This is a genomic window from Salmonella sp. SAL00653 (assembly GCF_046552515.1).
Lineage (GTDB): Bacteria > Pseudomonadota > Gammaproteobacteria > Enterobacterales > Enterobacteriaceae > Salmonella > Salmonella enterica.
On record NZ_JBGDTY010000009.1, the window covers coordinates 37,725 to 58,302 of the forward strand.

14 protein-coding genes and 1 pseudogene are annotated in these 20,578 nt (G+C 52.4%); 8 read left to right on the forward strand and 7 right to left on the reverse strand.

The features are described 5' to 3' along the window. Positions 1 to 72 precede the first annotated feature (72 nt). Positions 73 to 978 carry an SdiA-regulated domain-containing protein gene (locus ACLJRU_RS12110; protein ID WP_001541330.1) on the reverse strand — a complete coding sequence of 302 codons (906 nt, stop codon included), beginning with the start codon at positions 976 to 978 and terminating at the stop codon, positions 73 to 75. A gap of 303 nt (positions 979 to 1,281) precedes the next feature. Between ACLJRU_RS12110 and ACLJRU_RS12115 the strand changes: the two genes are divergently transcribed. After that, complete coding sequence (locus tag ACLJRU_RS12115; protein ID WP_000773789.1) at positions 1,282 to 2,682, forward strand: DUF1996 domain-containing protein; 1,401 nt, start codon at positions 1,282 to 1,284, stop codon at positions 2,680 to 2,682. 83 nt (positions 2,683 to 2,765) lie between these two features. Here ACLJRU_RS12115 and ACLJRU_RS12120 read toward each other — a convergent pair whose 3' ends face one another. The 4 genes from ACLJRU_RS12120 to ACLJRU_RS12135 form a co-directional block, all read right to left on the reverse strand. After that, positions 2,766 to 3,359 carry a molecular chaperone gene (locus ACLJRU_RS12120; RefSeq protein WP_001533293.1) on the reverse strand — a complete coding sequence of 198 codons (594 nt, stop codon included), beginning with the start codon at positions 3,357 to 3,359 and terminating at the stop codon, positions 2,766 to 2,768. Between the two features lie 75 nt (positions 3,360 to 3,434). After that, positions 3,435 to 4,208 (reverse strand): dimethyl sulfoxide reductase anchor subunit family protein, encoded by a 774-nt coding sequence (locus tag ACLJRU_RS12125; RefSeq protein WP_000544929.1) that lies wholly within the window; start codon positions 4,206 to 4,208, stop codon positions 3,435 to 3,437. Beyond that, positions 4,201 to 4,827, reverse strand: a complete 627-nt coding sequence (locus ACLJRU_RS12130; protein WP_001541329.1) for a DMSO/selenate family reductase complex B subunit — start codon at positions 4,825 to 4,827, stop codon at positions 4,201 to 4,203. Before ACLJRU_RS12130 ends, ACLJRU_RS12125 begins: the two co-directional genes overlap by 8 nt. Before the next feature lie 13 nt (positions 4,828 to 4,840). Next, positions 4,841 to 7,270 carry a DMSO/selenate family reductase complex A subunit gene (locus ACLJRU_RS12135; RefSeq protein ID WP_023235471.1) on the reverse strand — a complete coding sequence of 810 codons (2,430 nt, stop codon included), beginning with the start codon at positions 7,268 to 7,270 and terminating at the stop codon, positions 4,841 to 4,843. A gap of 374 nt (positions 7,271 to 7,644) precedes the next feature. Here ACLJRU_RS12135 and ACLJRU_RS12140 point away from each other — a divergent pair, with 374 nt between their 5' ends. From ACLJRU_RS12140 to fumA, 5 genes and pseudogenes are all read left to right on the forward strand, one after another. Then, entirely contained in the window at positions 7,645 to 9,276 is a 1,632-nt protein-coding gene (locus ACLJRU_RS12140; protein ID WP_000682894.1) for a sensor histidine kinase, read from the forward strand. After that, positions 9,273 to 9,992 (forward strand): two-component system response regulator DcuR, encoded by a 720-nt coding sequence (gene dcuR, locus ACLJRU_RS12145; RefSeq protein WP_000611307.1) that lies wholly within the window; start codon positions 9,273 to 9,275, stop codon positions 9,990 to 9,992. The genes ACLJRU_RS12140 and dcuR overlap by 4 nt, the downstream gene beginning before the upstream one ends. Before the next feature lie 316 nt (positions 9,993 to 10,308). After that, positions 10,309 to 10,575, forward strand: a pseudogene (locus tag ACLJRU_RS12150) (hypothetical protein). A gap of 146 nt (positions 10,576 to 10,721) precedes the next feature. Further along, positions 10,722 to 12,062, forward strand: coding sequence for an anaerobic C4-dicarboxylate transporter DcuB (gene dcuB / locus ACLJRU_RS12155; protein WP_023235470.1), 1,341 nt, complete (start codon positions 10,722 to 10,724; stop codon positions 12,060 to 12,062). 95 nt (positions 12,063 to 12,157) lie between these two features. Beyond that, the gene (gene fumA / locus ACLJRU_RS12160; protein WP_000037193.1) at positions 12,158 to 13,804 is read left to right on the forward strand and encodes a class I fumarate hydratase FumA; all 1,647 of its coding nucleotides are present in this window, start codon (positions 12,158 to 12,160) and stop codon (positions 13,802 to 13,804) included. Between the two features lie 97 nt (positions 13,805 to 13,901). Here fumA and melB read toward each other — a convergent pair whose 3' ends face one another. Together melB and melA are read right to left on the reverse strand one after the other, a co-directional pair. Further along, positions 13,902 to 15,332, reverse strand: coding sequence for a melibiose:sodium transporter MelB (gene melB, locus ACLJRU_RS12165; RefSeq protein ID WP_000028070.1), 1,431 nt, complete (start codon positions 15,330 to 15,332; stop codon positions 13,902 to 13,904). A gap of 83 nt (positions 15,333 to 15,415) precedes the next feature. Then, on the reverse strand, positions 15,416 to 16,771 hold the full coding sequence (gene melA / locus ACLJRU_RS12170) for an alpha-galactosidase (RefSeq protein WP_001520868.1): 1,356 nt from the start codon (positions 16,769 to 16,771) through the stop codon (positions 15,416 to 15,418). A 268-nt stretch (positions 16,772 to 17,039) separates the two neighbouring features. On the opposite strand from melA, the gene melR reads away from it, so the two are divergent. Together melR and adiA are read left to right on the forward strand one after the other, a co-directional pair. Continuing rightward, a complete protein-coding gene (gene melR, locus ACLJRU_RS12175) occupies positions 17,040 to 17,972 on the forward strand; it encodes a transcriptional regulator MelR (protein WP_000106988.1) in 933 nt (310 codons plus the stop codon). A gap of 232 nt (positions 17,973 to 18,204) precedes the next feature. Then, positions 18,205 to 20,472, forward strand: coding sequence for an arginine decarboxylase (adiA, locus tag ACLJRU_RS12180; RefSeq protein WP_023235469.1), 2,268 nt, complete (start codon positions 18,205 to 18,207; stop codon positions 20,470 to 20,472). The last annotated feature ends 106 nt before the right edge of the window (positions 20,473 to 20,578 follow it).

The following is a 20,578-nucleotide window of genomic DNA, read 5'->3' on the forward strand; positions in this document are numbered from 1 at the left end:
TCAAGCAATCGTCAAATCATGGTATTAACAACCTTGTTCTGTTTTAGCATACTGTGACAGTAAAAATAGATTTTAGTCATTCTGTATATCACACGAAAATTTATAAAACAGATTTGGTTCACTCACAATATACAAATTATTTTCATTATCCATGGCAATCCCTTCTGGTTGGGGTATATCGTCTCTGAGCCCTGACCACTCCGCCGTCAGGAACAATCGATCGCGCACCCGCCACTCGGAACTGACCTCCAGAATCATTTTTGACTCGTCCGACAACACCAGCAGCGAATCCGTTGGGGCATGGTATTCAAGTCCGGAGACATCGCTCACACTCGCAGTGATGGCAGAAGGCAACGCTCTGGTGATACCATTTTTGCTCATCTCTACTTCTTTGATCATAATGGGTTTTCTTTCTTTTGCGGCATATAATCTCTCATTTTTCGCATCCCATGCCGTACCTTCCAGCCCTTTATTTTTTGCTTTGTCATAGCCCTCAAGCTTCACCATGGAGATTATCTGCATGGCGCCGCGCTGAATATCCACCTGTGTTTTATAGACCGCGCCATCTTTCTCACTGCCTATCTGGAACTGGTTGCCCCCACTCCATGCAATAGACTCCGGGTCGTGGATACCCTGCAGCGGCATCCGCCCTACCAGCTGCCCTTCTGTCGTTAACCAGACCAGTTCAGGGGGATTATTAATAACGGCGAAAAGCATCCTGTCTTCGGCGGAGTAGGTCAAACCTGAAAGGTTACTCTTAACTCCTGCGACTGGTTTTTGCTGAATAACCGCTTTATAGCTACTCAGTGCCAGCGCCGAGGGTTTATCACCATATTTGAGGATCAGTTGATAAACATAGCGTATATCGTCCCTGACCATAAATAAAATCACGCCCAAGAGTACAACCACAATAACGCGTTTTAGTAATCCCATAAAAAATCCATAGCAGATCGCGTCACGACTGATGTCGTAACGCATTTCTTAAAAATAAAGCCGATGTCCGATAGAATCGTTATTCGGTTATGGCGAGCGCCATTAGCATAGGCAAAATGAAATAGTGAGGGTTATCACAAAAAGCCCGATTTTAATCACTAACGTACCCTTTTTGTAAATTGACATAATCAAGAGGAGGGTAGTTTCGGCTAATTATTTAAATAGTACGTCTGCAAATTCGCCCCTGTATGCAGGGCAAATGACAAAAAGTGATAATTAATGAGATGTAACACCGCAATTTGATCTGCTATTGCTGCTCCCACTTCTATTCAACCGGGCAGCAAAAAAATGAAACTCAACCTTATTACCGTCAGCCTGGCTACGCTCGTTGCCGCTGGCGCATTCCCGGCCCATGCCGGTCCTCAGGCGCATGTCGTGTGCGGCTATCACCACACGCTGGGCGATGACGCGATTATGATGTTTGGTAAAGCGAATCAGGCGATGTGGCATGACTTTTTTGGCAACACCCACACCGATGCGGTCTCTACCTACCAGACGTTGCGCGCGCAACCCGATACCACCTGTGATAATAAAGCCGACAGCTCCGCTTACTGGGCGCCGTCCATGAAATTACCTGATGGTGAAATCGTAAATCCGGCCTACCAAAAGACCTATTATCAATCCACAAATGTAGCGCAATATCCGCTCCATCCATTCCCGGCCGGGCTGGAGTTACTGGCCGGCGACCATCACGGTACTGGCCCCAGTACCGCAATCACCTTTTTATGTGCCAACGGCAAAGGTTACACCAACAAGGTAGGCGAAATATGCGGCCTGCGTAAAGCGGGCGATGCCGTCCAGTTTAATATCGGGATCGCTTTCCCCAACTGTTGGGATGGCGTCAACCTGAAACCAACCCATAGCCACAATAACGCTATCTATGCCGACCACGGGAAATGTTCCGCAGACTATCCGGTAAAAATCCCAACGGTGAATATGAACATCGCCTGGGTACTCCCGCAGATCTCCTCGCTGGATACGTCTAAAGTGGAATTGTCGATGGACCCGGTAATGCATGGCGAAACCCGGGAAGAGCGCTGGGGAAGTCTTTATACCGCCCATGCCGATTTTATGAATGGCTGGACGGAAGATGGCGCGCAGTTTATGACGGATCTGTGTATGAATCAGGGACTGGATTGCGGCACTACGGTTCCTTACGCCTACAGTAAAGCGGAAGAAAATACCTGGGTAAGCAGCGAAGACGACAAGCCTCATGCCAGCGTCGATACCTTGTACGTACAGGATGACTGGACAAATGGCGGACGCACGCAGCACCCGGAAACGCTCACGCTGGTGAAATTTAAGATCCCGCCCCTGCCTGCCAATATGGACGCTTCGCTATTCAAATACCGTATTCGCCTTTTTGGCGGCAAAACGGAAGCGAACGGCGCCGATCAAATTTTCTTTTACCCGACCAGCAGTGACTGGCACGTCAGTACCGTGTCCTGGAACAATAAACCGGCGATCAGCTACCGTTCCGATGCCGTGTTATATCTGGACCATTCACATGAGTATCGCATGGTTGATGTCGATAAAGCGGTGCGCAAAGCGCTGGCGGAAGGGAAAACGGAAATATCCTGGTATATCGGCGGCGACCGTCAGGGAAATCACTACGACTTCACGCCAGCGGACTCAAAACAGAGCCTGGTGCTGATGCTGACCGGTTTCAAAAAGACGCCGGAGCTGTAATAGTAAACTGTGCCCGCTGACGCAACAGCGGGCACGATGGCGGCACAAGTATTACGGCACGCCATCAAAACCCGACCAATACCTCAGAAAAACAACCGCTTATTCTCAGGCTGTAGTCCCTGTTGCTGCTGAACATCCTGCAGATAACAGGTCGCTACGACGGCAAGCCGGGCATAGAAGGCGCTAACGGTATTGCGTTGCAGCAATTCCAGATAGCGGAACCCCCAGGGCAGCAGATGCGCCTCCAGTAACCGGTTGGCCGCCACGTTGTCGCCTCGTGCCAGCAGATCGCTACAGGCCAATAGCATCAGGCCAAACTGATCTTCCGGCTCGCGTTCACGGTCAGTGAATACCATGCCCTGCGACTGTAAAAAAGCTCGATAATCGGCGGTAGTTTCCCCCATCAGCAAATTATCTTTTTCCAGATAGACCGATCCCCAGGGCGGGACGGGCATCTTTCCCTGGCCTTCAAACAATACGGAAAATTGCCATGTAAGCGCATCATCATCCGGTAGCGACCATGACGCACACAGTGATTCAATAGATCCACGATCGCGCCAGGGGTAAAGCTCAGGCAACGTTGGCAAACAATCGAACAACGCTTTCACCTCCGGCCTCTCAGGGGAGTAGTAAAACAGTGCACCGAGGATACGCGGCAAAACAGCACGGGAAGGCATAGCAATAGCTCCTGAAATATCTCGCCTGATGACGCTACGCTTATCAGGCTTACATGGCACAAGCCGGGCAAAAAACTACATTGGCAGCGTCCACAGATTGTAAAACGCAATCCTACCCGCCAACTCCGCCGCGATAACCACCACTGCCGTCATGGCCAGCACCGCAGCGCTCGATTTCAGGCGTGCGCAGACCACCACCCCGACCACGCCCGCCGCCAGCAATATCGCCTGGGCGGTAAACCAGCTATGTTGCGCAGCGGTCAGAGCGCTATCGGCGCTCATCAGCGTCGCCATATAGCCCGGGCGCAGACAAAAGCTCACCAAAATCGCCAATACGCTGACCAGTAGCCCCAGACGGCGCACGCCAAACAATGCCGCCAACGCGCCGCCGCCAATCAACGGCGTCAATATCATCATTGCCGTGGTGTAAGATGAACGCCAGGTCGCCACCGTCGGCAGTTGGTAAATCTGCGGAACGGCGTATAAGAAGACTACTCCGACTATCGCCGCCAACCAGACCAACGCGTTACACAGCGGCGTCGCCCGGTTCAGCAACAAACCGAGCGCCCCCAGCCCGCCGAGCGCCGCAAAAGCCGCCGACAAGACAATCTCGTTACTCATCGGCGAATGTCCGACGCGCAGCAGCATATTCAGCGCACGCAGCGGTTGCCCGACGTGGAAGGTGCCGACAATGACGCCAAGCCCAAACAGGCACATCACCGAGAACAGACCAATAGCCTTGCGCCGCGGCGCGACCAGCCCCATTGCGCCGCCAATCAGCAGCAGAATAAACGCGCCGACCGCGCTCTGGGTAAAGACCGTAAAAAAGACCAGCGGTAACTCATGCATGGCGCACCTCCCGAATGTTCATGATTGCGCCTTCCGTATCGCCCGTGGGTCTCGCTTTCGGATGCGGTTTAATAATGAGGTTAGGATGGGTGAACGACGCCGAAGACAGCGGCGCGATTTGATTCTCCGTGCCATATTTTGCCCGTAATTCATCGACAGGGCCGAAATCCAGCGCTCGCTGCGGGCAAGAATCCACACAAATAGGGCGCAGATTGTTCTCCAGTCGGTCAAGACAACCGTCGCACTTACGCATCACGTTCGCCTGCGTATCAAACTGCGGCGCGCCGTAGGGGCAGCGCATTTCACAATAACGACAGCCGACGCATACGCTGTCATCCACCACGACCAGACCATCTTCTTTGCGTTTATGCATCGCCCCGGTCGGACAGCCGGAGACACATACCGGCTCATCGCAATGGTTACAAGCAATAGAGAGGTAGTAGGTAAAGGTGTCGTGATGCCAGCTTTCCCCCTCTTTCACCCAGCTTCCGCCGCCATATTCATAGACGCGGCGCAGTTTCGGACCGACATCTAGATCTTTATTATCCTTGCAGCTTACCTGGCAGGTTTTACAGCCTGAACAGCGCGAGGAGTCAACATAAAAGCCATACTGTTTCATCGTACATCACTCCTTAAGCGCGTTTAATTTCAACCAGATTGGTATGCTGCGGATTGCCTTTCGCCAGCGGCGAAGGGTGGTGGCTGGTCAGCGTATTGATACAGCCGCCGACATCAACGCCGTTGCCGTCAAGCCGCGTCCACGCGCCCTGCGGCATCGCCGCCACGCCGGGTAAAATGCGCTGGGTCACTTTACAGGGAAGCTCCACCACGCCGCGGTCATTGAATACATGCACCCGATCGCCGGACTTCAATTGGCGAGCGCTGGCGTCAATCGGGTTAATCCAGACTTCATCCGGCACCGCCTCATGTAGCATCAGCACATTGCTGTAGGTCGAGTGGGTATGCCCTTTGGTATGGAAGCCGCTTAACTGCAACGGATACTTCGCCGTCAGCGCTTTATTAAGATGCGACTCTTTCGCCGGACAAAATTCCGGCAATGCGGGAATTCGCTCGCCTTCTGGCAACGTCCACGCTTGCGCCAGATCCGCCAGCGCCTGGGAGTAAATTTCAATTTTGCCCGACGGTGTGGAGAGTGGATTAGCCTCGGCGTCGGCGCGGAAATCGGCAAACGCAAGGCTCTGCTGCTCGGTAGCGATACGCTGGTCAATCACACCCATCTCTTTCGCCACGCTCCACTCCGGCAGGTATGGACGTTTTTCACGGATCTGCTGATAGTGCATCTCCGCCCACTGCGCCTGAGTTCGGCCCTCGGTATATTGCTCGCGCAGTCCAAGATGCCCGGCGATATCCGCGCAGATGTCATACGTGCTGCGCACTTCCCACATCGGTTTAACGGTTTTCTGAATCGCAATCATGTAGTTATGCGATCCCGCCGCATAGGAGCTGTCCACCAAGTCTTCCGCCTCAAGATAGCTGGTCTCCGGCAACAGCAGATCCGCATACATCGCGCTGGGCGTCATATGGTTTTCAATCACGATAATGGTTTCACACAGCGATTCATCCGCGAGAATTTGTCGGGTGCGGTTCGTTTCGCCGTGCTGATTCAGCAAGGTATTACCGGCCTGGTTGAAAAACAGCTTAATCCCGGTTTTTAGCCTGTCCGCGCCTTTCACGCCCATTGTCGTCGCGGTCATTTTCTCCGGATGCTGAATGGCGTCCGTCCACAGATAGCAAGGAATAGAGGTTGTGATCGGATTCTTACCGACAGGCAACAATGGCACGCCATACGGCGTACCGTAAGGCCAGTTGCCATTGTTGGTGCCGGGCCGCCCGAAGTGGCCGGTTAACGCTGGCAGCGTCTGAATAGCACGCACGGTTTGTTCGCCGTTGGCATGACGCTGCGGCCCCCAGCCCTGGCAAATATAGCAGGCGCGCGCCGAGGCGATTTCGCGCGCCAGTTGGCGAATACGCGTTGCAGGAATTCCGGTGATATCCGCCGCCCATTCCGGGGTTTTCGCGATACCGTCATCGCCCGTGCCAAGAACATAATCTTTATAGCTGTCGTTAGGCGCAGCCGTGTCCGGCAAGGTGCTACGGTCATAGCCGACGCAATAGCGGTTTACCAGCGCCTCGTCGAGAAGCTGTTCGGTAATCAGCGTATGCGCTATGCCGGCGACTAACGCAGCGTCCGTGGTTGGGCGAATCGGTAGCCATTCGGCGTGTTCGGTAATCACCGAATCGGTATAGCGCGGATCGATAATAATGACCCGGGCTTTCGAGGTCTCCAGTGCCCGGCGCAGCTCTTCAACCTGACCGCCGCCGGACATCCGCGTTTCTGAGAGATTCAGGCCAAATAGCACCACCAGATCGGAATGCGCGATCTGCGTAAAATGGCTACCGACATAATCGCCGTGGGTATAAGGCGTGGCGGTGGCGATTTGCGCCGTGGAATAGGTGTTGTGATAATTTAAATAACCGCCGGTGAGATTTAGTAATCTTATCCAGGCGGGTCTGCCTTGCGTGTGATAATACGCGCCGGATTGATAATTATAATAAATAGCTTCCCGGCCATATTGTTCGCTAACACGCGTTAATTCCGCCGCAATAAAGGCCGTGGCCTCATCCCATGAAATACGTTTAAATTTTCCTTCGCCGCGTTTTCCCACTCTTTTCATCGGATACTTAATGCGATCCGGGCTATAGACGCGCCAGCGACTGGAACGCCCACGCAGGCAGGGACGAATCTGATGCTCGCCGAATACCGCGTCATCTTTCGCGTCTTCCGGTTCAATACGCACAATGCGATCATTTTTCACGATAACCTTAAGCGGGCATCGGCTGCCACAGTTGACCAGACAGGCGCTGTGCCTGACGGTTTCGCCGTTGGCATCCTTCGGTATCGGGGTATCCTGCGCCTGGGCAGTGGTAGCAAAAGGCAGCGTAATCGCCTGACTTAGCGTCACCGCCGCCCCTACTTTTGCAGTAGCGACAATAGCATCACGTCGGGTTATGGTTGTGTTCAGCCATTTTTTTATTTCCATTTTTTATTTCTCACATTGCTTCCATAATTATTAATAATATGTAATGAAAACTAATCATAATAGATTAAATATTAGCGCTGATTGATTGTGATCAAACGCATTCTGAACGTCAGTAAAAATAAAATGTGATACCGCATACGTTATTATAAAAATTAATGAAAAATTATTTTATGTAATTCTGATGAAAATAAATTACCCATCACGGTATCCGGCGATATTAATTAACGACATGACGTTTGCCAGTCGACATGAGCAGGTAGCGCGCCCTGCAAGACTAGACGGGCTTTTCAACACTGGAGCAACATCGCCTATGCCTTTGAATTAGACGCTTCATCAGGGATAATAACCTTACGATTCGTCCGCTCAGGTCCACTATGAAACACTCCCTGCCATGCCGGGCGTTACGCAAACGCCCCATGAAACTCGGCACTACCGTCATTCTGATGGTCAGCGCCGTTTTGTTTTCGGTGCTCGTTGTGGTCCATCTGATCTATTTTTCGCAAATCAGCAGCATGACGCGCGACGCGCTGGCAGATAAAGCGCTGGCGGTGGCTCGCTCGCTGGCGGACTCTCCGGCAATTCGCGAGGGGCTGAAAAAACCGCCTGCGGAAAGCGGCATTCAGCCGCTCGCCGAAGCGGTGAGCCAGCATAATGGCTTTTTGTTTATTGTGGTGACCAATATGCAGGGCATCCGTTATTCGCACCCAGAAACGCAGCGAATCGGCCAACCGTTCAAAGGCGATGATATTCTGCTCGCGCTGCAGGGAAAGGAAAACGTTGCCATTAATCGCGGCTTTCTTGCCAAAGCGCTGCGCGTTTTCACACCGGTTTATGATGAACGCCACCGGCAGATCGGCGTGGTAGCGATTGGCCTGGAACTCAGTCACGTTACGCAGCAGATCAACAATAGCCGCGGCAGTATTATCTGGTCCATTCTGTTCGGCGCTCTGGTGGGGTTATTAGGCACGTATGCGCTGGTCAAGGTGCTAAAACGTATCCTGTTTGGCCTCGAACCCTATGAGATCTCAACCCTGTTTGAACAACGCCAGGCAATGCTGCAGTCAATCAAAGAGGGCGTTATCGCCGTGGATGATAGCGGCGAAGTCACGTTGATTAACCATGCGGCGCAGGCGCTGCTCGATTATCGAAAAACGCAGGATGACGCCAGATTATCCACCCTGAGTCATGCCTGGTCACAGGTGGTGGACATTAGCGAAGTGTTGCGTGACGGTACGCCGCGCCGCGATGAAGAGATCATCGTCAAAGGCCGCCTGCTGCTGGTGAATACCGTTCCGGTGCGCAGCAACGGCGAAATTATCGGCGCGATATCCACCTTCAGGGATAAAACAGAAGTTCGCCAACTGATGCAGCGGTTGGACGGGATGGTGAACTACGCGGATGCGCTCCGTGAACGATCCCACGAATTCATGAACAAATTACATGTGATTCTGGGATTATTGCACCTGAAGAGTTATAAGCAGCTTGAAGCGTATATTATCAAGACGGCCAATAACTATCAGGAAGAGATCGGTTTGCTGCTGGGTAAAATAAAGTCGCCGATTATCGCTGGCTTTTTGCTCAGTAAGATTACTCGCGCCTCTGATTTCGGGCACAGCCTGGTGATAAGCAGCGACAGCCAGTTACCGGATAATAACAATGAAGATCAGGTTACGGTGCTGATTACGGCGCTGGGTAATTTGATTGAAAACGCGCTGGAAGCATTGAGCCAGGAATCCGGCGGCGAAATCAGCGTCTCGTTACACTACCGTCATGGCTGGCTGCATTGCGAAGTGAGCGATGACGGTCCGGGTATCGAACCTGAGCGCATCGAGGCGATTTTTGAAAAAGGCGTCTCGTCGAAAGGCGCCGAACGCGGCGTCGGTTTAGCGCTGGTTAAACAGCAGGTTGAAGCGCTTGGCGGCGTAATTTCCGTGGAGTCCGAGCCTGGGATCTTCACACAATTTTTTGTACAGTTACCCTGGGATGGAAAAAGGACCAGCCTATGATCAATGTATTAATTGTCGATGACGATGCGATGGTCGCGGAGTTAAATCGCCGCTATGTCGCGCAAATCTCCGGTTTTCATTGTTGTGGAACCGCTTCGACGCTGGAAAAAGCGAAAGAGTTTATCTTCAACAGTGAAAATCACATTGACCTAATCCTGCTGGATATCTACATGCAGCAGGAAAACGGATTGGATCTGCTGCCTGTCCTGCACAGCGCAGGCTGCAAAAGCGACGTTATTGTCATTTCTTCTGCCGCTGACGCCGCCACCATTAAAGATTCGCTTCACTACGGCGTGGTGGATTATCTGATCAAGCCTTTTCAGGCCACGCGCTTTGAAGAAGCGTTGACCGGCTGGCTACGTAAGAAAACGGCGATGGAAAAACGCCAGTATTACGAACAGTCTGAGCTTGACCTGCTCATTCACGGTAATTCATCCAGCGAGCAGGAGCCTCGTCGGCTGCCAAAAGGGCTGACCCAGCAAACGCTACGCACCTTATGCCAGTGGATTGATGCGCATCAGGAGCAGGAATTTTCTACCGACGAGTTGGCCAACGAAGTGAATATCTCACGCGTCTCCTGCCGTAAATATCTCATCTGGCTGGTAAATTGCCATATCTTGTTTACCAGTATTCATTACGGCGTGACCGGCAGGCCGGTTTACCGCTACCGCGTTCAGCCGGAACATTACTCTTTACTGAAACAATATTGTCAGTAAGGATACCGCATAAAGCCGACGCGAAGCGTTATATCCTGGTAACATTTATTATAACAATGCCAATAAAAACGCTATCACATTAATAACAAACCTGGGAAATTGTGTCAGATCAAATATACTCAACCCAGGCCTGTTAACGTTATTTTCTATTATTACAGCGCTCTGCGCTGTTTTTAATTTCAAAACGCTAACAAAAGTTAATTAAGTATTATCCCATGCCGAGAGTGTGTATTTTTATTAAAAAAGGGATTTGTCCGGAATTTTCCTGACACTTAAATAAAATTATGTTTGTAGCAATGGAGCTTGTGCTACGCCTATGGACAATACGTATATTGGTGAGCAGATACGCGTCTCCACACGCCATACTAATAATTTAAAAAAATAGCGTGACAATGATCACATAAGTCACATTCTGTTCGCTTTATCTCGTGATTTACCTGATGGCGAGACACAAAAATTAAAGAATAAACGCCTGTTTTTAAAACAGACAAATCATAATTTACTGCTCTCGCTGACTCCACCTGCCCATCGCCAGAGGGTACTCCCCTCTGAACATCACTATCGCAAGAAAATAATTACTTAAAGCAACTCTGTAAAAAGCTTAATCGTTAATCGTCGCCACTGGCGCATTGAATATTCGCCATTTCCTGATGCTCATTCACACAAATCAGAAGATGGCTGTGATCCATTTATCAAAATTGACTGGGTTTATCGCGAGGATAAATAAAAATGTTATTTAGTATACAGCTTCTCATAATATTAATATGTCTGTTTTATGGTGCCCGAAAGGGCGGGATCGCGCTCGGGTTGTTGGGCGGTATTGGTCTGGTCATTCTGGTGTTTGTTTTCCATCTCCAGCCAGGCAAACCGCCCGTTGACGTAATGCTGGTCATTATCGCGGTAGTCGCCGCGTCGGCGACGTTGCAGGCGTCAGGCGGGCTGGATGTGATGCTGCAGATTGCCGAAAAGCTGCTGCGTCGCAACCCCAAATACGTCTCTATTGTGGCGCCGTTCGTCACCTGTACCCTGACGATTCTGTGTGGGACAGGCCACGTGGTCTACACCATTTTGCCGATTATCTATGACGTGGCGATCAAGAATAATATCCGTCCGGAACGTCCAATGGCGGCCAGTTCTATCGGCGCGCAAATGGGTATCATCGCCAGTCCGGTTTCCGTCGCCGTTGTTTCTCTGGTAGCGATGCTGGGCAACGTGACATTTGACGGAAAACATCTGGAGTTCCTCGATCTGCTGTCGATCACCATCCCGTCTACCCTGCTCGGTATCCTGGCAATCGGTATTTTTAGTTGGTTCCGCGGTAAAGATCTGGATAAAGACGAAGCGTTTCAGAAATTTATTTCCGTACCGGAAAACCGTCAGTACGTGTACGGCGATACCGCGACGCTGCTGGATAAAAAACTGCCGAAAAGCAACTGGCTGGCGATGTGGATCTTCCTGGCGGCGATTGCCGTGGTCGCTCTCCTGGGCGCGGACTCCGACTTACGTCCAACCTTCGGCGGCAAACCGTTGTCGATGGTGCTGGTCATTCAGATGTTTATGCTGCTGACCGGGGCGCTCATTATCATCCTGACCAAAACCAATCCTGCGTCTATCTCAAAAAACGAAGTTTTTCGTTCCGGTATGATTGCGATTGTCGCGGTATACGGGATCGCCTGGATGGCGGAAACCATGTTCGGCGCGCATATGTCGGAAATTCAGGGCGTGCTGGGCGAAATGGTCAAAGAGTATCCGTGGGCCTACGCCATCGTTCTGCTGCTGGTCTCCAAGTTTGTTAACTCCCAGGCAGCGGCGCTGGCGGCGATTGTTCCCGTCGCGCTGGCTATCGGTGTCGATCCGGCGTATATCGTGGCCTCTGCGCCGGCATGTTATGGCTACTATATCCTGCCGACCTACCCAAGCGATCTGGCGGCGATTCAGTTTGACCGTTCCAGCACAACCCGTATTGGCCGCTTCGTCATTAACCACAGCTTCATTCTGCCGGGTTTGATTGGCGTGAGCGTCTCCTGCGTCTTTGGCTGGATCTTTGCCGCAATGTACGGATTCCTGTAATGGCCGCGCGCGCCGCCAAGTTATGCGCGGCGCGCGACTTAGAGCCTAGCCCATGAGTCTCTTAATACATTTTCTTACTATTAGGCTGGAAGCACATGTCGAAAAAAGAGTTTATCTATCAGGCGCCTTTCCCGATGGGAGAGGACAAAACAGAGTATTATCTGCTCACCTCCGATTATGTCAGCGTCAGTGAATTCAATGGAGAATCTATCCTCAACGTTGAGCCGCAGGCGTTAACGTTGCTGGCTCAGCAGGCCTTCCATGATGCGTCTTTTATGCTCCGTCCTGAACACCAGCAGCAAGTCGCCGCCATTCTCCATGACCCCGAAGCCAGCGAAAACGACAAATATGTGGCGTTGCAATTCCTGAGAAACTCCGAAATCGCCGCCAAAGGCATTCTGCCGACCTGCCAGGATACCGGCACGGCGATTATCATGGGTAAAAAAGGCCAACGCGTCTGGACGGGCGGCGGTGATGAAGCCGCGCTCTCCAAAGGCGTGTTTAATACCTATATCGAAGATAACCTGCGCTACTCGCAGAACGCACCGCTGGATATGTACAAAGAGGTCAATACCGGCAGCAACCTGCCAGCGCAAATCGATCTCTATGCCGTCGATGGCGACGAGTACAAGTTCCTTTACGTGGCGAAAGGCGGCGGTTCAGCAAACAAAACGTATCTCTATCAGGAGACCAAAGCGCTGCTCACCCCAGGCAAGCTGAAAAACTTCCTCGTTGAGAAAATGCGCACGCTGGGCACCGCAGCCTGTCCGCCATACCATATCGCCTTTGTCATTGGCGGCACCTCGGCGGAAAGCACGCTGAAAACCGTTAAACTCGCCAGCACTCACTATTACGACGCGCTGCCGACGGAAGGTAACGAGCACGGCCAGGCATTCCGCGATCTCCACCTGGAACAGGAACTGCTGGAAGAAGCGCAAAAACTTGGCCTCGGCGCCCAGTTCGGCGGGAAATATTTCGCCCACGATATTCGCGTAATTCGCCTGCCGCGTCACGGCGCTTCCTGTCCGGTGGGGATGGGCGTCTCCTGCTCGGCAGACCGTAACATCAAAGCGAAAATCAACCGCGAAGGCATCTGGATCGAAAAACTGGAACACAATCCGGGCCAGTATATTCCGCCAGCGCTGCGTCAGGCGGGCGAAGGCGACGCGGTGAAAGTCGATCTCAACCGTCCGATGAAAGAGATCCTCGCCCAGCTATCGCAGTACCCGGTCTCGACTCGCCTGTCGCTGACGGGCACCATTATCGTAGGTCGCGATATCGCCCACGCGAAGCTAAAAGAGCGTATTGAATCCGGCGAAGACCTGCCGCAGTATATTAAAGACCATCCCATCTATTACGCAGGTCCGGCAAAAACCCCGGCAGGTTATCCATCTGGTTCATTAGGCCCCACCACCGCAGGTCGAATGGACTCTTATGTCGATCTGCTGCAATCCCACGGCGGCAGTATGATCATGCTGGCGAAAGGCAACCGTAGTCAGCAGGTCACGGATGCCTGTAAAAAACACGGCGGCTTTTATTTGGGCAGTATCGGCGGCCCGGCGGCGGTACTGGCACAGCAGAGCATTAAGCATCTGGAGTGTGTCGAGTATCCGGAGCTCGGCATGGAAGCTATCTGGAAAATTGAAGTAGAAGATTTCCCGGCCTTTATCCTGGTGGATGACAAAGGCAACGATTTCTTCCAGCAGATTGTCAGCAAACAGTGCGCTAACTGCGCGAAATAACCTGGCAGGCCCGGTGTTCTCCCGGGCCGCGTTATCGGTTAATTGCCGGATGGCGCTACGCTTATCCGGCTTATCCGGCCTGCACGAGAGACCATGCTCACGCTTTTACATCGCTGGTCGCTACCACAGAAATCGCCGGGCTATCCGGCTGTTCGACGAATGGCGGCGTTTTCCGGTATTTATCCAGCAGGTGGATCTGAATTTTGCGCAGCATATCGCCGTTCAAACGGTAGTAGCGGAAGTAGAGAACCAACGTCATCATGAAAAACAGTACCGGCAGGACAATCATAATAAACTGCATCCCCTGCAGGGTTTGCGCAGACTGCGCCACGTTCGGCGTGTAGCCAATCAGCCCCAGCACCAGAGCGATAAAGAACGCCGCAAACGCCGAGCCGCCCTTCACGACCATCGTCTGTACGGAATAAGCGATACTCTCGCAGCGAATATTGAGCTTAAATTCCCCATAATCGACCGTATCCGCCACCATGATTACCTGAAGCACCCAAAAGAGCGCGGTCCCGATATTCAGGAAAATACCCGCCGCCACGATTAAAGCGGCATTATGGACATCCGCCAACGCCATCGCGAAGAGCCCTGCGCAACTCAGAACGGGCATCACGGAGGCGCCCGCCCACAATATCCGCCGCGATAACATTTTCACCAGCCGGGGGAAGACAATCAGCGTCAGCAGATTCGCCGCGCCGGCGTAAGAAAGGTAATAGGGAAAAAGATCGGCATCGCCAATCACATAGGTGAAGTAGTAGATCGCAAAGCCATTGATAATATTGGAGGCAATGTTATACGCCAGCGCCATTCCCAACAGGCAAGAGAGCTGATCGTTTTTGTATATCAATCCAACGATCGTTTTTAACGTCAGATGTGGGCGGCCCGCCGTTACACCGTTGTCGGAGGAGTACACCTCATGTACGTTGCGTAATGTCACGATAGTCGAGGCGATAAAAAACGCAATCAGTACCAGCGTAAACATCTGAAAGCCGAACCCACGATCCGCTCCGCCAACGTAGTTCACAAACGGCAGCGTTATACCGGCAGTGACGAAGCCAGCCAGACTGGCGAAGAAACGCGGGAACGGCACCAGTTGTTCGCGTTCTCGCTTATCAAGCGTAATGGTCGGCACCAGCGACCAAAATGGGATATCCATAATGGTATACGTCATGCCCCACAGGATGTAGGTTACGCAGACAAATACAACCTGCGCGGTTCCCTCAAAAAGATGGGCGCTGAACAGCAGGAAAAGCACCAGCGAATTGGTTAAGGTGCCGATCAATATCCACGGCTTAAATTTCCCCCACCGCGAACGCGTGGCGTTGACAATCCAGCCCATGATGGGATCGTTTATCGCATCCCAGATTCGCGCGACCAGAAAGAGGGTGCCGACGAGGCCGACCGAGAGTCCCACCACATCGGTGTAGTAATACATCAGGTACATATACACAATGCCGATGGCGAAATCCTTACCAAACGCACCGAACCCGTAACTCAGCTTTGTTGTCAGAGAGATGCTCATAGGGTACCGGGTCGCTGTTACCAGCGCCCGCCTTCTGTTAGTAGAGGTTAAACGCCGGATCTGCCGTCCAGCGCGGCTGGAGATTAACGGCGTAACCAGGCCGGAAGCCAGTCGCCATGCGCGGCGATCAGATCGTCAACCAACGCATAGATTTCTTCGATACCCAGCACCGCTGCGGTATGAGGGTCCATCATCGCCGCGTGATACACGCGATCGCGGTTTTCCGTGAGGATGGCTTCGGTCAACAGCGTTTGCACGTTGATGTTGGTCTGCATCATCGCCGCCAGATGGGAAGGGATCGTCCCCACCTTCGTCGGTTGAATGCCGTTGGCATCCACCAGACAAGCCACTTCCACGCAGCTTCCCTGCGGCAGGTTATCAATCAGCCCCTCATTACGCACATTGCCGTAAATCACGCTCGGCTCGCCGGTCCACAGAGCGTTCATAATGGTACTGGCGTACTCGCGGGACGGTTTGATGTCGATACGCTCGGCGGTTTTATACTCCTCCAGCTCTTTATGCCAGTTCGCCAGTTGTTCTACGCAGCGTTTCGGATATTCATCCAGCGGCACCTTGTAGCGCGCAATCAGATCCTCGCGTCCCGGTTTAATAAACCACGGCGTGTACTCGGCAAAATGCTCTGATGACTCAGTGACGAAGTAGCCCAACTTTTTGAACATCTCATAGCGCACAATGTTCTGGCAGCGTTCATTGCCGTGAATATTGGGCTTCGGCGCCTGTCCGGCGTCATAGGCCGCCAGCAATTCAGGATAGAGATTGACATAAGTCCCGTCAGCCGTTTTGCGCTCCAGTTCGAGGTAAAACGCCATGTGGTTAATGCCGGCGCAGCGGTAGCGCAGCGAGGTGGGATCGATATTCAGGTCGCGCGCCAGTTCTTCCGCCGTTCCCTGTACCGAATGGCACAGGCCGACCTGTTTGATATGCGGATAACGGGCATACATCGCCCAGGTATTCATCGCCATCGGGTTGACGTAATTGAGCATGGTGGCCTTCGGACAGACTTCCGTCATGTCTTCGCAAATCCGCCACAGATGCGGGATGGTCCGCAGCGCGCGCATGATGCCGCCCGGCCCCAGCGTATCGGCGATCGTCTGTTCCAGGCCATGACGCTTACAAACCTCAAAATCGGTCACGGTGCAGGGTTCATAGCCGCCAATCTGAAAGGCGACCACCACGAAATCCGCATCCTGTAGCGCCGCTTTCTGGTTGGTATGGCAGGTAATCCGGCCAGAAGCGCCCGCTGAGTCCATCAGTTTCCGTACCACAATGTGCGACTCTTCCAGCCGGGTTTCGTCAATATCCATCAGGGCGACATGCGCTGATTTTAGCGCCTCGCGGTGAAACACATCGCCGAGGATATTTTTGACGAAAATCGTAGAACCTGCGCCGATAAAGGTAATTTTGGGTGCCGTCATCATGACTCTCCAGAACAGTAGTGAACACCTTCATGGTGGCACGCGTTCCCAGTGAAAACCTCCGTCTTCCCCGATGAGCATTCCCGAAAACTCAGATCGTATGCTGGCGCGCGGGAGATCTGAGTTTTTGGGACAAAATGGCGTAAAAAGCAGAGTATTCGGCCTGATAGTCAGGCTACGCTCTACAATATCGACGGATTCTGTGTCCGGATTCCCGGTTTCCTCCCGGCTAAAGGGGCATAATTCTGATAATTCAGGAAATGGAGTGACGATGAGTACGCAAGCAATATCCCTCCTCCCGCCCGACCCGCACATGTGCAACGGCGATGAAAAGCAAACCCGTAGCCCGCTGTCGCTCTATTCCGAATATCAACGACTGGACGTTGAACTGAGGCCGCCGCACAGAATGGCCAGCAGTCACTGGCATGGACAAGTAGAAGTGAATGTTCCGTTTGACGGCGATGTGGAGTATTTAATCAACAATGAAGTCGTGCAGATAAAGCAGGGGCATATCACCCTGTTTTGGGCCTGTACGCCACACCAGCTTACCCGCCCCGGCAACTGCCGCCAGATGGCGATTTTCAGTTTGCCGATGCACCTGTTTCTCTCCTGGCCGCTGGATCGCGATCTTATCAACCATGTCACGCACGGGATGGTGGTTAAATCACTGGCGACCCAGCAGCTTAGCATCTTTGAAGTGTTGCGCTGGCAGCAGGAAACAAGCAGCCCGAATGAGCAAATTCGCCAGTTGGCGATCGATGAAATCGGCCTGATGCTTAAACGCTTTAGCCTTTCCGGCTGGCAGCCCATTTTGCTCAATAAAACATCACGCACCCACAAGAATAGCGTCTCACGCCATGCGCAGTTTTACGTAAGCCAGATGCTGGGATTTATTGCCGATAACTACGATCAGGCGCTAACCATTAACGACGTCGCGGAGCATGTCAAACTCAATGCTAACTACGCGATGGGGATATTCCAGCGGGTTATGCAATTGACGATGAAGCAGTACATCACGGCGATGCGCATCAATCACGTACGTGCCTTATTGAGCGATACTGACAAAACGATCCTCGATGTCGCTCTGACTGCCGGGTTCCGATCCAGCAGCCGTTTTTACAGTACTTTTAGCAAATTTGTCGGTATGTCGCCGCAACAATACCGCAAGCTAAGCCAGCAACGACGCCAGACGATGCCCGGCTAAAGCCGGATACCACTATCAGCCAAAAAAATAATTCACCTGTCGATAAACGGCGGGTGAAATCGCTCGCTATCAATAATTAACCCTTTGTTTATTAAATAATAATATCAATAACTGACCATTATTCCATCACTTTACACCCCCTATTTGACGGGGTAATACTTGCCCACGTCACATTCATACGGCGGGTCGGCAAGGCGTAAATTGCACGGCCTCCACAACCGGGTAAAAGATGATGAAAGTATTAATTGTTGAAAGTGGGTTTCTGCATCAGGACACCTGGGTTGGCAACGCGGTTGAGCGTCTGGCGGATGCCTTGAGCCAACAAAATGTTACCGTCATTAAATCGACATCCTTCGATGACGGCTATGCCATCTTGTCCGCGAACGAAGCCATTGACTGTCTGATGTTTAGCTACCAAATGGAACAACCGGATGAGCACCTGAGCGTCAGGCAATTGATCGGTAAGCTTCACGAGCGTCAGCAAAACGTGCCCGTTTTCCTGTTAGGCGACAGGGAAAAAGCGACGGCATCGCTGGACCGCGACCTGCTGGAGCTTGTCGATGAATTCGCCTGGATTCTGGAAGACACCGCTGACTTTATCGCCGGACGCGCCGTTGCCGCCATGACCCGGTATCGCCAGCAACTGTTACCGCCGCTGTTTAACGCGTTGATGAAATACAGCGACATTCATGAATATTCATGGGCGGCGCCGGGACACCAGGGCGGCGTCGGTTTCACTAAAACGCCTGCCGGTCGCTTTTATCACGATTATTATGGCGAAAACCTGTTCCGCAGCGATATGGGGATTGAGCGTACCACGCTCGGTTCACTCCTCGACCATACCGGCACGTTTGGCGAAAGCGAGAAAAACGCCGCCCGCGTATTCGGTGCTGACCGCTCCTGGTCCGTGGTTGTCGGGACCTCCGGTTCTAACCGTACTATTATGCAGGCCTGTATGACGGATAATGATGTCGTTGTACTGGATCGTAACTGCCATAAATCCATCGAGCAGGGGCTGATCCTCACTGGGGCCAAACCGGTATATATGGTGCCAAGCCGTAACCGTTACGGCATTATCGGGCCAATCTACCCGCAGGAAATGCAGCCTGAAACCTTGCAGAAAAAAATCAGCGCCAGCCCACTGACCAAAACTAAAGCCGGACAGAAACCGTCTTACAGCGTAGTGACCAACTGTACCTATGACGGCGTATGCTATAACGCCAAAGAGGCGCAGGATCTGCTGGCAAAAACCAGCGATCGCATTCACTTCGACGAAGCATGGTACGGCTATGCGCGCTTCAACCCGATTTATTGCGATCACTACGCGATGCGCGGCGAGCCAGGCGACCATAACGGTCCGACCGTGTTTGCCACCCACTCCACACACAAACTACTGAATGCGCTTTCACAAGCTTCCTACATTCACGTCCGTGAAGGCCGTGGCGCGGTGAATTTCTCCCGCTTCAACCAGGCATATATGATGCATGCCACCACCTCTCCGTTATATGCCATCTGCGCATCCAACGATGTGGCGGTATCAATGATGGACGGTAACAGCGGCCTGTCCCTGACTCAAGAGGTGATTGACGAAGCGGTTGATTTCCGTCAGGCGATGGCGCGTCTTTATAAAGAGTTTACCGATGAAGGCGACTGGTTCTTTAAACCGTGGAATAAAGATGTCGTCACCGATCCACAAACCGGTAAAACATATGACTTCGCCGACGCGCCGGCAAAACTGCTAGCCACCGACCAGAACTGCTGGGTCATGCGCCCCGGGGAAACCTGGCACGGCTTTAAAGACCTGCCGGATAACTGGAGTATGCTGGACCCGATTAAAGTCAGTATCCTGGCGCCGGGTATGGGCGACGATGGCGAACTGGAAGCATCCGGCGTACCTGCTGCGCTGGTCACAGCATGGCTTGGCCGCCACGGTATCGTGCCGACCCGCACCACCGACTTTCAGATTATGTTCCTGTTCTCTATGGGGGTAACTCGCGGGAAATGGGGAACGCTGATCAACACGCTGTGCTCCTTCAAACATCATTACGACGCGAATACGCCGCTGGCGCAGGTGATGCCGGAACTGGTGCAGGATTATCCTGACACTTACGCGAACATGGGTATTCATGACCTGGGCGATAAAATGTTTGCCTGGCTACGTGAAAATAACCCGGGCGCCCGTCTCAACGCCGCCTATTCCACCCTGCCGGTTGCGGAGATTACCCCGCGCGACGCCTACAACGCTATTGTGAACAACAATATTGAAATGGTGGCGATTGAAAATCTACCGGGTCGCATTGCGGCGAACTCCGTTATTCCTTACCCGCCAGGAATCCCGATGCTGCTCTCCGGCGAAAACTTTGGCGATGAAAACAGTCCGCAGGTGGGTTACTTACACTCACTGCAATCCTGGGATCATCACTTCCCTGGCTTTGAGCATGAAACCGAAGGCACGGAAATTATTGATGGCGTATATCACGTTATGTGCGTGAAAGCCTAATCACAAAGAGTCTTTTTTTGAGGATGGCATGTATTCCCTGAGTATTGCTGCAAAACAATAATACTGTCATACCTTTTTGCGCGGGCCCCATCCCGCGCTTTTTTTA